Consider the following 13946-nt stretch of genomic DNA (forward strand, 5'->3'; position numbering starts at 1 on the left):
AAAAAAGGAGGGTAAATATGAGAAACAAAAAAAGATTTCTCAGCTTATTTTTAACTTTAGTGTTCATTTTCAGCTTATTCAATGTTTCTGTCTTAAAAGTTAAGGCAGAATCAAATACTGCTGACAAAACACAGGCAATTAAAAACATTTTACAAAAATCAGGTAAAAGTTTAAAGGACATCGATATTAAAAGGGCGTTGGCTCAAAAATATGGACAAGAAATTAATGATGACGAAGGGAAAAATCCTTTGAAAAATGACATAAATCCTGAGGATTACGTTAGAGTTATTGTACAATTAAAGGAAAAATCAACTTTAGAAATAGCTAAGGAAAAGCATGTAAGTCTTGATCAGGCTGTAAAATTTGAAGATACTGTAAAGGCTTCTCAGACTGATGCTTTAAGAGCAGTTAGAAAAGTTGGTGAAATAAGACATATTTATACAAACGTTATCAATGGATTTAGTGCAACAGTTAAATATTCTGAAATAAATGAAATCAGGAATATACCTGGTGTTGAGAAAGTAACTGTTGCTAATATCTATTACCCAGATATGTATACAGCTTCAAAGATAACAAATGCAGAAGCAGTTTGGGAAGAACTTGGTCTAAAGGGAGAAGGAACAGTTGTTTCAATAGTTGATACAGGTATAGATTATACTCACAAAGATATGAAATTAACTGATGCTTCTAAGGCTAAATTAAATAAAGAAAAAGTTGAGGCATTAGGTGGACCAGGTAAATTCTATACAGATAAGGTGCCATATGGATATAACTTTGCTGATATGAATGACATTGTCATAGATAGAACAGACAGTATGCACGGTATGCACGTTGGTGGTATAGTTGCAGCAAATGGAACTATAAAAGGGGTGGCTCCAGAGGCTCAGCTTTTAGCTATGAAGGTTTTCTCAAATAACCCAGAGAATAGTGGTGCATATAATGATGATATAGCAGCAGCTATTGACGATTCTGTTAAACATGGTGCAGATGTTATTAACATGAGCTTAGGTTCAACTGCAGGATTTGTAATGCCTGATGATCCAGAGCAGTTAGCTATTAAAAATGCCACTGAGGCAGGAGTTGTTGTTGTTGTATCAGGTGGAAACTCTGCATATATGACAAAGGATGTATATTATCCTTATGCAATTGATCCAGATATGGGTCTTGTTGGCTCACCAGGGTTATATCCTGATTCATTACAAGTTGCTTCATCAGAAAATACACATATTGTTTGCAGTGCATTAGACTATTCTGATGGTACTGAAACTGGAACGATGGCGTATTTTACATCGGATATTGACCCTGTTGGAGTGTTAAAGGGAGAATATGAACTGGTTGATTGTGGTTTAGGTCAACCTGCAGATTTTACTGGAAAAGATTTATCAGGTAAAATTGCTTTAATTCAAAGAGGAGCAATAACCTTCGTAGAAAAGAAATTAAATGCACAGGCAGCAGGGGCTATCGGAGCTATAGTTTACAACAAGACAGGGGATGAAACATACATAAATATGGCTACTGATCCTTCAATAACTATTCCAGCCGTATTTATTAAATACTCTGATGGTAATAAGTTAAAATCATTGATTTCATCCAATGTTAAGATTTCATTTAAAGGAAAGTCAGAAAGTATTGTAAATCCATCAACAGGAAAGATGTCAGACTTCTCATCATGGGGCTCAACTCCAGGACTTGGATTTAAACCTGAGGTTACAGCACCTGGTGGAAATATTTATTCAACAGTGAACAACGATAAATATGAAATAATGAGTGGTACTTCAATGGCAGCTCCACATACAGCAGGAGCTACTGCACTTGTAGTTCAATATTTAAAAACACAGAATTTAAATCTAACTGGCAGAGAATTTGTTAACCTAGCTAAAAAGCTTTTAATAAATTCAACTGTGCAAATAATTGATTCAGCAGTTGCCTTACCTTATTCAGTAAGAAAACAAGGAGCTGGATTAATTAAGGTTGATAAAGCCATTAAAACTAAGGCATATGTAACAGATGACAGTGGAAGTGCAACGATTGAACTTAAAGAAATTGGAAATACAAAAACATTTAAGCTTGTTATAACTAACTTTGGTCAGGAAGATTTAACTTTTAATGTAAAGGATAAATATGGGGTTATGACAAACTATATTTCAAAGTCTGGCTTCATGTATCCAAATACAGCAAAAATAGCAGGTGCTTCCTTAACATTTGACAAAACAGAAGTCACTGTTAGGGATAAAGCAGAAATCAATGTGACATTAAACCTTCCTGAAAATACAAGAAAGAACATATTTGTTGAAGGTTTTATAACATTAGAATCAAAGGATGGTAAGAACCCTGACTTAACAATACCATACATGGGCTTCTACGGAAAATGGAGTGGTCAGGAAGGCCCAAGGATGTTTGATGCACCTTCATGGGATGGAGAAACATTCTATGGATTAACTACATTGTTAGATAGCAATACAAGGTACTTAGGATTAGAAAGCTGGGATGAGGTAAATGATGTTCCAGTAATAAATCCAGATTTAATTTCAATTTCTCCAGATGGAGATGGCTATTTTGATGATGTGATGCCATTAATTTCATTTATGAGAAATGCAAAGGAATTTAAGATTCAAGTAACTGATAAGGATGGAAATGTTCTTAGAGACGTAGCTTATGAACAGAATATAAGAAAAGATTATACTGACAGAAGGACATTATTTGCAAAATATGACCCAGCATGGACATGGGATGGAAAGATCAACGGTGAGATTACAAGAACTTTAGAGACTGCTCCAGAAGGACAGTATTATATTAAACTAAGTGCAAAACCAGATTTTTATAATGCTGAATGGTATACAATGAGTATGCCTGTAAAGGTTGACCTTACTGCTCCAGAGATTACAGTTACTTCAGGTAATAAAACAACTGATATAAACACCTATAGGTTAACATGGGATGCAGAGGACAATCTAACTGCAGTTAAAAAATATTTAGTGTTCTTAAATGGTATTGAGGAAGAAAATCTAATTGGAGAGTTAGAGGGAAATGCAACAGAATATGTTGTAGAAAATCTTCCAAATCAGGTTAATACAGTTATTCTTGCAGCTGTGGATTATGCTGGAAACACTTCAATTAATGAAATTGAAGTAGATAATTCAGAGAAAATAATTGATATCAATACTGAGACTTTAAGAACAAATAATTCAACAGTAAAACTTGAATACAGAATTAACTCTCAAGTTGATCGTGTTGATGTTATAGTTAATGATAAAGCCCCAATCAACAATGAGAAAAAAACAAATATAACAATTGAAAACTTAGAAGAGGGAGAAAATTCAGTTAAACTTGTTGCTTACACTGCTGATGGAAGACAGGCAGCTGTAGCAGAAAAGAAGATTATTGTTGATACTAAATTCCCAACAATGACTTCTAATATTACGAGTGGTTCATACTATACTACGAGAACAATAAAATTTACAGGAACAACAAGTGAAGCAGTTGAATATCTAAAGGCAAATGGAAATGAAGTTGCTGTTGATAGTAATAACAAATTTAGTTCCGATGTGATATTTGAAGATGATGGTGTTCAAAGAATTAACGTTGAGATGAAAGATTTAGCTGGTAATGTGAATGCATATTCTTATAAGATATTTGTTGATGCAACAGCTCCAACATTGGAGCTAAGCGTACCTTCAGAAACAATAAAAGTTGAAAATGAAACAAATAATTATGAAATAATTATTAAGGTTCAGGACAACGTAATGGGATATAAATTGTATGCTGAAGGAAATCAATTAGCTTTTAAAGAAAGCCAGGATTGGAAGGGAACGAAATTAGACACTTATAGCTATGTATACAGTATTCCAGAAGGAAAGAGTATATTGACAATTAAGGCTGTTGATTTAATTGGAAATGAAACAGTGAAAAATATAACTTTCCTAAAGAACGTAAAACCAGAGTTAGAATCTGTGACTCTAACACCAGAAAAGGCAGAAATAGAAAAAGGTAAGACTGTCACATTTAAGGCAGAAGCAGTATATTCAGATGGCAGCAAGACAGATGTTACAGATACAGCTGAGTGGACAACAGATAAGGGAACAATAGAAAAGGGTCTATTTAAAGGAACTGAAGTTGGTACTGCAAATGTAAAGGTAACCTTTGAAGGCAAGGAAGCAACTGCTACTGTTGTAGTTAAAGAAGTACAGATAACACCTCCACCTGTTGTTATACCTGTTGTTTATGTTACTGGAATAAATTTGACAACAAATAAAAATACATTAATGGGCGGAGAAACAGCTGCTTTGAAGGTTGAAATAGTTTATTCAGATGGAACTAGAACTGATGGGTTGAGTGTTGTTACAATAACTGCTGAAAAAGGAAAGGTAGAAAAAGGCGTATTTACAGCACCTACTGATTTTTCAGGAAATGTTACTATAGTAGCTAAACTAGGTAACTTTGAATCTAAGGTTATAATTGAGATAAAACAACCATAACCAGAAGTTAAACCAGAACCAACACCAGAGCCAACACCAACACCAGAACCAGAGCCACAGCCACAGCCAGAAGTTAAACCACAGCCAAAGCCACAAGTAAAACCACAACCAAAGCCACAAGCAAAGGTTGTAACAGTTACTGCAAAGAGTGGATTAAATGTAAGGGTTTCTATGTCAACAAAGGCAAAGAGCCTTGGAGTATTAAAATATGGAACTAAGATTACAGTTATCCAATATATAAATGGCTGGTGGAAGGTAAGTTATAAAGGAAAGATAGGATATATACCAGCAAAATATACAAAATAAATCAGTGATAAAAGCTACCGATTTACGGTAGCTTTTATATTTGAAAAAAACATATGAAGTTTTAATGAAATAAAGTATAATAAATATAAAAATGGAGAATAATTCAATGTTTTAATAAGGGGGGCTATGCAGATGAAAACAAACAAATGGGGAAGGTATATTAAAAATTCATTAAGTCTTTTATTTGTTTTAATGCTTATAATTAATTTTGCAGTAACGAATGTGTATGCAGTAACAAATCCACTTGAAGAAGCAAAGGCATTCATAAAAAACAACTATGTAGGAGAAGTATCGGATGAAGTATTAAATTCTTCAACTGTTGAAGATATGGTTAGCAAATTAGGAGATAAATATTCTCAATATTTTACTGCAAAGGAGTTTGAAGATTTTTTAAACAGTATAAACAATAAATTTATTGGTATTGGTATTCATATTGATATGGTACCTGAGGGAGTAAAGATACTTTCAATAATATCTAATTCACCAGCAGAAGAGGCAGGACTAAAACCTGGGGACATAATTTTAGAAGCATCAGGACATCAACTATCTGGGATGAAGTCAGAGGAGGCAGTAACATATATTAAAGGAGAAGAGGGAACAAAGGTAACCCTTATTATTAAAAGGGGGGAAACAACTTTCAATCTAGAAGTAGAAAGAAGACAGATTTCAGTTCCAACGGTTGAAACTAAAATTTTAGATAATAATATAGGATATATTGAAATTACCTCCTTTGGAGAAGATACAGCTGAGTTATTCGGTAATGCCGTTAAGGAAATGAAAGAAAAAAAAGTTAACGGCTTTATTATAGATTTAAGGTATAATCCAGGGGGTTTTTTAGATACAGCATTGAACATTAGCGGATATTTTATTGGATCAAATAATGCCTTAATTGTTGAAAATAAAAGTAAAAAGAGACAATTTTATTCAGGTTATCCCCATAGCCAGCAGATAACAGAGCCGGTAATATTCTTAGTAAATGAGTATAGTGCAAGTGCTTCTGAGGTGTTATCCGCAGCCGTTAAGGACTACGATAAAGCATTTTTAGTTGGAACAAAAACCTTTGGTAAAGGTACCGTTCAAGCGCCTTTTATGCTATCTGATGGAAGTGTCATAAAGCTGACTATACAGCAATTTCTATCGCCAAAGGGCAATATAATAAACAAAGTTGGAATTTCTCCAGATTTAGAGGTTAAGAACAAGGAGATGGATTCTTTGCTTGTAGCCCAGTTATTGCTTGGGAAATCAACAGATGTAATAAACAAGTCTGGATATTTAAAAGTAAAAATAGGCAGCAGGGAATTTGAAATTGATTTAAATAAAGCCAAAGATGAAAAATATTGGGATGTCTATAGAAATATTCTTGAAAACGTCAATAAAGACGAGGTATATCTTGGTACAGATAAGGGATGGCAAAAGGCTGAGATTAAAGAGGGTTTAATCTCTATAAAAAACAGCAATTCAGTTAATGTCACAGGTTCTAAAGTAAATACTGCAACAAAAAATACAGCAGTTAAAAAAATATTTAAAGTGATTACATGTAATTTAAATGTCAGGAGCCAGGCAACAACAAAGAGCAAGGTAATTGGTGTATTAAAGAAGGGAACGAAAATAGAGGTTACAACATATAAAAATGGATGGTACAGAATCAATTATAAGGGAAACCCAGCTTATATCTATGGTAAGTATGTTAAATAGAAGCCCTTTGACATGTAAAATTAAAATATATAGAATAATCTTCCCTCTATTGAATACAGATATATATTGGTGTATTCTATAAAGGTAGGTTTAAGGAGGGATACTATGATTTTGAAGGCCATTATACTCGGTATAATTGAAGGGCTGACAGAGTTTCTGCCAGTTTCATCCACAGGGCATTTAATATTGTTCAGTCAATATGTAGATTTCAGTGGAGAATTTGCAAATACTTTTAATGTGGTGATTCAGGTTGGTGCAATTCTGGCTGTAATCCTTTATTTCTGGAACAAATTGTTCCCTAAATTTGATAATATAAGACAGGCAAAAGAGGTATATAATCTATGGCTTAAGGTTATAATAGGCGTTTTGCCAGCTGTTGTTCTTGGAGTCTTATTTGAAGACTATATTGATAAAAAGCTGATGGGTAACTCAAGAGCCGTTGCAGCGGCGTTAATAGTAGGAGCAATACTTCTTTTAATTTCAGAGAAGAGGCAAAGAAGGGTAAAAGTAAAGGATACAAATGATATAACGGTAAAGCAATCCTTTTTAATAGGAGTTTTTCAGTGTCTGGCTATGTGGCCTGGAATGTCCCGTTCTGCTTCAACGATTATAGGAGGATTGTTTTTAGGGCTTTCCAGGGAAGCTGCAGCAGAGTTTTCATTCTTTTTAGCAGTTCCAACTATATGCGGGGCAGCACTTTTAAAGATTGTTAAGCTTATAAAGGCAGGTATAGTTATTACATCATTTCAATGGATAGTATTAACAGTTGGAACGCTGGTTTCTTTTGTTGTAGCACTTCTTGTAATTGCAGGATTTATGAGCTATATAAGAAAGAGAAAGCTGGCACCATTTGCATATTATAGAATAATTCTTGGTGTTTTGGTTTTATTGCTGGTATAAAAAAGAGGCACATCCTAAAGGTTGTGCCTCTTAATTATTTTAATAATAGTTTTGTTTTTAGTTATGTTATAGGTATTATCTGAGGTGTTATGGGTTATAACATGGCTGAAATTCAGGGTTCGACAGATTTCAAACAAATCCTGAATTAAAACGTCAGAATCCTTTAAAAATGGAGCGTTAAAGGTTATTATTATGTCCTTTACATAGTCATTTTCAACATTTTTTAACCTCTGAAGGGAGGTTAGTATAGTATTCCTGTTTAAAGTAAATGAGGTTTTATGGCTTATACCGTATCCAGAATAGGTGTAGCTTTTTAAATAAATATCAGCTTTTATAATTAGATTTTTATTATTTATTTTTGGAATGTTTTTAAACCCATTTTCAAATGACAGTGGATGAAGATTTAATATTATTTTAACATCAGGGTAATCCTTTTGAATTTCTTCTATTATCTTAAGAGATTTTTCATAATATATTGTTTCAGATATATCGGAATTTCTTATATTTATGGAAATTCCCATAAAATTAGAATTGTTTATATTTCTCTTTATTGCTTCCTTCACCATTTTAGAGAAATAAAATGCCTCTAATTTATTATTAAATATATTTGAGTTTTTACCATCAATTGAAAAGCCTGGCCCAGATGTAAACTCAATAAAATAATTTATATTATGCTTATTAAGAAGTTTTACATTTCTATTTAAAAGTTTTAAAGCAGAATTATCAGTTCTATAAGGTTTTTTATCGATTCTTATCCCAGGACTAGCTAAAAAGATTGTATTAAATTTTAAGGATTTAATTAATTCAATCTGTTCATTGTTTATTGAGCTTATATATATTCCATGAATTTCATTAATCTTACTTTCATCTGTTTTTTTTGTTTCTATTTTAGACGGTGTATTAACTGGTGATGGAATATTGGTATGGCTTTTTTCTGCTGAGACCATGTTACAGGAAACCAAAAGTAAAGAAATTAAAATATAAATTAAATAATAACGTTTCATTTTGAGCCCTCCCAAGGTTGTATTATAACATAAAATTCTAAAAAAATCCTTCAAAATTAATTGACATATTCTGCAAAAAAGCCTCCAAAGGGAGGCTGAATAAGGATATGTTATTGTACGTTATACCAGCCATGGGATTTTAATGTGTTAAAAAGACTTTCGGCATGATTTTGTTCTTCCTGCTGAATATGCTGAAGCTGTTTTCTTATATTAGTGTCAACTGATTCCAATACACTTGTATTATAGACGCTTGAAACATGTTTTTCTGTATGCAGTGAATCAAATAAAAGCTGTGCATCAGTTATTCCTAAATTCTGTGTTGGTGAAGCATTGTTTCCCTGAGGTTGATTATATGTTTCAAATAAACTTGTTGCAGGAGCATTGTTTTGTGTAAGTATGTTCTTTAAAGTATTGGCATGCTCCATTTCCTTGGTTGCAAGATCTGAGAATAGTTGTTTTATTTGAGGGTCACTGGCCATAGAAGCATATTGTTGATATTTTCTAATACAAAGATATTCAGAGTTTAAATCATCTAAAAGGAGATTTTGTTCTTTTGTTGTAAGTGGCATAAAATCACCTCCAAAAAATAATGTTATTATTATTGTTTCCGATGAGTTAAAAAATATTTAATTAAATTACTCTTTATCATATTCATGATAAACATTACTTGAAACAGCATGTCTAATCTTACGTTATTTTATCAATAGATTGGGTATTATAATCATGAGGTGTGATTTAAATTCTCAATATATATGATAAAAATCACATATAAAAAACATAAAAGATGGTATTATATAATCAAGAAAAAAATTGGAGGTGTTTTTAATGGCATTTAGAAAGATTGTGCATATAGATGAAGAAAAATGTAACGGATGTGGATTATGTATTCCAAATTGTGCGGAAGGAGCACTGCAGATTGTTGATGGAAAGGCTAAGTTAGTTAAGGATATATATTGTGATGGATTAGGTGCATGTCTTGGACACTGCCCTATGGATGCTATTCAAATTATTGAAAGGGATGCAGAGGATTTTGATGAAAAGGCAGTGGAGGAACATTTAAATAATCAAAAAAAGGATGAAGGCTGTGGATGCTCAAATCATCCTGAAGCAAACAATTCAGGACATTTGCATCAGGGGGGGTGTCCTGGAAGCAGAATAAGACAGTTTGGAAAAAATGTTGAAGAAAACAATCCGGTAAAAATTTCTTCAAAGCTTAGACAGTGGCCGGTTCAGCTTTCACTTGTGCCTCACAATGCACCATATTTTAAAAATGCAGACTTATTAATAACTGCAGATTGCGTTCCATTTGCCTATGGCAATTATCACAATGACTTTTTAAAGGATAAAGCTGTTGTTGTTGGATGTCCAAAGCTTGATGATGCAGATTATTACACAAGGAAACTGGAGGATATAATAAAAACCAATGACCTAGAAAGCATTACAGTTTTAAAAATGGAAGTTCCATGTTGCAGTGGAATGTCACAGGCAGCGAAAATAGCAAGGGACAGGGCAGGGTCAGATGTTCCGGTAAAGGTTGTTACAATTGGAATAGAAGGAGATATTATAAAAAGAGAATATCTATAGAATTAGTTTAGAATTAATTGCAATGTATAAAAAATCATCTCATAAGAAAATAAATATGAGGTGATTTTTAATGAGAAAAAAAATAACATTTTTAATTATTTTGTCTATGATTATTACATCAACAGCTTATGCTCAGTCAATTATCTATACTGTAAAACCAGGGGATAGTATGTGGATCATAGCACAGAAATATCAGGTAGGTATTAGTGAAATAATTGCTGAGAATCCCAGTATAAAAAATCCATCACTGATTTATCCGGGGCAGAAGTTAACGATTCCTAATCTGGATGACATTAAGGCTCAGGAAAATGAAGTAATAAGATTGGTGAATGTAGAAAGAAGTAAAAAAGGTCTTCCTGCATTAAAGCAAAATTGGCAGCTCTCAAGAATAGCAAGGTATAAATCCCAGGATATGATTAATAAGAACTATTTTTCACATTTTTCTCCAACCTATGCTCGCCATTTCAAATGATTGAGTCCTTTGGAATAAGATTTTCCTCTGCTGGTGAAAACATAGCAATGGGTCAAAGGACACCCTCAGAGGTTATGAATTCATGGATGAATTCACCAGGACATAGAAGTAACATACTAAGTACATCATATTCAGAAATTGGTGTTGGTCTTGCTAAGGATAAATACGGAAGATGTTATTGGACACAGATGTTTATAAGACCAACAACAAGATAGCCAGGTAAATACTCAGGATGGAATATCACATCCTGGGTATTTTTTCATAATATAAAATATATGTTCTGGAGGGGATTGTGGTGAAGAGCAGATGGTTTTTTATTTTATATTTATTTGCAGCTGCTATTGTATTTTTAGTTGAAAATTTATTTTTAGTTATTGTAAGGGCAATATATTGTATTATAAAAGATTTCTTATATTTTAAATAATATACTGTTAATAAATTGTTCATTTTTTCACCATAAAATTTTCATAATAGATTATTAATATTAAAATAAATAATAAATAACATAGGAGGGAATAACAATGGATGATTTCAACTACAATCATGAAATGGATAATATCGATGAGATTTTAAAAGAGTGTGTAGAGAAGGAAGTTGTTATTCAGAGTGATGAGAGAGAATATAAGGAAGATACAAAAAAAGGGAAGAAACCAAGAAGTCTTTTAACCGCAGTTATTGCTGCAGCAACAGCAGGAACCTTAGCAGGAGGAATAATAGTTGGAGCATTAGGGCTGTACATACTTCCTAAAACAGAGATGTTTAAAAACACAGAGCTGTATAAATCAATTAAAGCTGAATATAATACCAAAAGTTCAGGTACACAGGTTGTTTCAACTTCAGTTTCATTGGGAAATGATTTAACGATACCTGAAATAGCAAAAAAAGTGGGACCTGCAGTGGTGGGGGTGTCAACAAAGAGTGTTGCAGAACTTGGAGGTTATTTTATGGAGCCATTTGAAGAGGAAAGTGAAGGCATGGGTTCAGGCATAATATTTTCAAAGGATGGCTATATAGTAACAAACTATCATGTAATAAGCGGAGCAGAAAAGATTAAAGTTATATTAAACAGCGGCAAGGAGTATAATGCAAAGGTTGTTAATTATAATGCCAATATGGATATGGCAGTTATAAAGATAACTGATAAGGTAGATAATCTTCCAACAGCTGAATTTGGTGATTCCGATAAGCTGGAAGTAGGAGAGCTGGCTGTTGCAATAGGAAATCCGCTGGGAAGAGATTTTCTAGGCTCTGTTACTGCTGGGGTTGTAAGTGCAGTAACAGACAGGTTAAAATTGAAGGAACTACATTAAATTTAATACAGACTGATGCTGCTATAAATCCTGGAAACAGTGGAGGAGCTCTTGTTAATTCAAAGGGTCAGGTGATAGGAATAAATACAGCCAAAATTGGTCAAAGTGGTGTCGAGGGAATAGGCTTTGCGATTCCAATAAATGCTGTTAAGGCAAAGATTAATGAGTTAAGCAAACCTCTTTTGAAGATAGGTATAATGGGTATTGATATTACAAAGGAACTTTCATCACAATATAATCTTCCAATAGGAGTATATATAAAACAGGTACAATCATTCAGTCCAGCGGAAAAGGCAGGTCTGCAGCCGGGGGATGTTATTGTTAAATTTGCCGGAGAAAAAATAAAATCAATTGAGGATATTAATAAAATCAAGGCGAAATATAATGCTGGTGACGTGGTGAATGTTGAGATTGTTAGAGATAAAAAAACAAAGGTAATGAGCTTAAAATTAGATGAATATTAATTTGAATTGGGCAGCTGTCAGCTGCCTGATTTTATTTTAAAAGGCACTCTAATCAGTTCCATAAATGATTTCGGTGGCTTTAATTTATAGTTATATTATATGTTTTAGGTTAAATGGGTAAATTAATAATGGATTTTAGATGCTAATTGGAGGAATGATTATGGATGAAAGGAACGTTATTTTCAATAATATTGATAAACACATTATGGAGGATGTAAAGCCTTCCATATACTTAAATGAGTTAAAGAAGAATGATGTATTTAAGTTTGAATATCCTTTTTCATTGCTATATAAATTAACAGAAACAGAGCAATCCTTAAAACATCATCCAGAGGGGAGTGTCTGGAACCATACAATGCTGGTTGTAGATAATGCAGCGGCAAAAAGAGAGCTCAGTAATTATCCCAGAGCGTTTATGTGGTCAGCTCTGCTACATGATATAGGAAAAGCTTCAACAACAAAGCTAAGAAATGGAAGAATAACCTCATACGACCATGATAAGGTTGGAAAGGAAGTTGCCGAAAAGTTCTTAAGGGAGTTTACAAATGATGAAGATTTTATTAAAGGGGTCATAACAAGAGTTAGATGGCATATGCAGATACTTTTTGTGCTTAAAGGTCTTCCTTTTGCTGATATCAAAGGGATGCTTTCTGAAATTTCTTTAGAAGAAATTTCCTTATTAATGATATGTGACAGAGTAGGTAGAGGTGATATGGATGAAGAAAAAAAATTAGAGGAGGAAAGGGATTTAAAAAATTTTATAGAAAAATGCAGGGAGTATGTTGGACAATAAGTTAACAATAAAATATTAACAAAAAGTTACAAAAAATGGTATAAATTATTTTTTTATTGTTCTATAATATTATTTAAGACGATAATGGGGGGGATCATTATGAAGGTGTACATAAGTGCAGACATCGAGGGTGTGACAGGTGTTACAAGCTGGGATGAAGCAGAAAGCGACAAACCAGAATATATAAGATTTGCTGAACAGATGACCAGGGAAGTTAAAGCTGCCTGTCAGGGAGCAATAAGGGCAGGAGCCAGTGAAATTTGGATTAAGGATGCACATAATACTGCAAGAAACATTGATCCAAGGGAAATGCCTAAAAACTCTAAGCTTGTTAGAGGTTGGAGTGGACATCCCTTTGCTATGGTGCAGGAGCTTGATGAAACCTTTGATGCTGCTCTGTTTATAGGTTATCATTCCTGTGCAGGTTCAAACGATAATCCATTAGCCCATACAATGTCAGGAAAGGTAAGGTATATTAAAATCAACGATAAATATGTCAGCGAGTTTTTACTCAATGCTTATGCTGCAGCATCAGTTGGGGTTCCAGTAGTCTTTGTCAGCGGTGACAAGGGGTTATGCAGTGAAGTAAAGAGGGTTAACAATAATATAATCACATTAGGTGTTAAGGATGGCATAGGTGGTTCAACTATAAACATGAATCCAGACTTAGCTGTAGAACTTATAGAGAAGGAAGTTGAAAAGGCATTAACAAGGGATTTGAAGCTTGGAGAAATCAGACTTCCAGAACACTTTAAAGTGGAGATATGTTTTGCTAAGCATACAGATGCCTTTAAAGCATCCTTTTATCCAGGAATGAAGGAGATGTCTTCTAATTCTGTGTTATATGAATCAGACAATTATTTTGATGTTTTAACTATGATAAGTTTTGTAGTCTAAATATAAAGGGATGAGGCATCAGCAGCTAAAAAATTCTGATGCCTCA

Annotated in this window: 11 protein-coding genes and 2 pseudogenes; 11 read left to right on the forward strand and 2 right to left on the reverse strand. The window is 33.3% G+C overall.

From position 1 onward, the window contains the following. The first annotated feature begins 17 nt into the window (after window positions 1-17). The 4 genes and pseudogenes from Q428_RS00185 to Q428_RS00195 all read left to right on the forward strand — a co-directional run bounded on the left by Q428_RS00185 (window position 18) and on the right by Q428_RS00195 (window position 7376). Window positions 18-4475, forward strand: a complete 4458-nt coding sequence (locus Q428_RS00185; protein ID WP_051514767.1) for a S8 family serine peptidase — start codon at window positions 18-20, stop codon at window positions 4473-4475. Window positions 4476-4634: 159 nt separating this feature from the next. Beyond that, window positions 4635-4781, forward strand: a pseudogene (locus tag Q428_RS14745) (SH3 domain-containing protein); the annotation flags it as partial. A 132-nt stretch (window positions 4782-4913) separates the two neighbouring features. Continuing rightward, a complete protein-coding gene (locus Q428_RS00190) occupies window positions 4914-6476 on the forward strand; it encodes a S41 family peptidase (protein WP_051514769.1) in 1563 nt (520 codons plus the stop codon). A 105-nt stretch (window positions 6477-6581) separates the two neighbouring features. Next, on the forward strand, window positions 6582-7376 hold the full coding sequence (locus tag Q428_RS00195) for an undecaprenyl-diphosphate phosphatase (RefSeq protein WP_035377073.1): 795 nt from the start codon (window positions 6582-6584) through the stop codon (window positions 7374-7376). A gap of 14 nt (window positions 7377-7390) precedes the next feature. Here Q428_RS00195 and Q428_RS00200 read toward each other — a convergent pair whose 3' ends face one another. Beyond that, complete coding sequence (locus Q428_RS00200; RefSeq protein WP_035377075.1) at window positions 7391-8380, reverse strand: hypothetical protein; 990 nt, start codon at window positions 8378-8380, stop codon at window positions 7391-7393. 110 nt (window positions 8381-8490) lie between these two features. Beyond that, window positions 8491-8949 (reverse strand): DUF3231 family protein, encoded by a 459-nt coding sequence (locus Q428_RS00205; RefSeq protein WP_035377076.1) that lies wholly within the window; start codon window positions 8947-8949, stop codon window positions 8491-8493. 256 nt (window positions 8950-9205) lie between these two features. Between Q428_RS00205 and Q428_RS00210 the strand changes: the two genes are divergently transcribed. The 7 genes and pseudogenes from Q428_RS00210 (at window position 9206) to Q428_RS00230 (ending at window position 13900) form a co-directional block, all read left to right on the forward strand. Next, window positions 9206-9964: an ATP-binding protein gene (locus Q428_RS00210; RefSeq protein ID WP_035377078.1), complete on the forward strand. Its 759-nt coding sequence runs from the start codon at window positions 9206-9208 to the stop codon at window positions 9962-9964. Between the two features lie 70 nt (window positions 9965-10034). Next, window positions 10035-10651: pseudogene (gene safA, locus Q428_RS00215) on the forward strand (SafA/ExsA family spore coat assembly protein). 80 nt (window positions 10652-10731) lie between these two features. Next, window positions 10732-10860 (forward strand): hypothetical protein, encoded by a 129-nt coding sequence (locus Q428_RS16200; RefSeq protein WP_278244848.1) that lies wholly within the window; start codon window positions 10732-10734, stop codon window positions 10858-10860. A gap of 97 nt (window positions 10861-10957) precedes the next feature. After that, window positions 10958-11746 carry a S1C family serine protease gene (locus Q428_RS16450; protein ID WP_341348984.1) on the forward strand — a complete coding sequence of 263 codons (789 nt, stop codon included), beginning with the start codon at window positions 10958-10960 and terminating at the stop codon, window positions 11744-11746. A 5-nt stretch (window positions 11747-11751) separates the two neighbouring features. After that, a complete protein-coding gene (locus Q428_RS16455) occupies window positions 11752-12210 on the forward strand; it encodes a S1C family serine protease (protein WP_341348986.1) in 459 nt (152 codons plus the stop codon). Between the two features lie 139 nt (window positions 12211-12349). Continuing rightward, a complete protein-coding gene (locus tag Q428_RS00225) occupies window positions 12350-13003 on the forward strand; it encodes an HD domain-containing protein (RefSeq protein ID WP_035377080.1) in 654 nt (217 codons plus the stop codon). A gap of 99 nt (window positions 13004-13102) precedes the next feature. Then, the gene (locus Q428_RS00230; RefSeq protein ID WP_035377082.1) at window positions 13103-13900 is read left to right on the forward strand and encodes a M55 family metallopeptidase; all 798 of its coding nucleotides are present in this window, start codon (window positions 13103-13105) and stop codon (window positions 13898-13900) included. The last annotated feature ends 46 nt before the right edge of the window (window positions 13901-13946 follow it).

The sequence above is a fragment of the Fervidicella metallireducens AeB genome, assembly GCF_000601455.1.
GTDB lineage: Bacteria > Bacillota > Clostridia > Clostridiales > Caloramatoraceae > Fervidicella > Fervidicella metallireducens.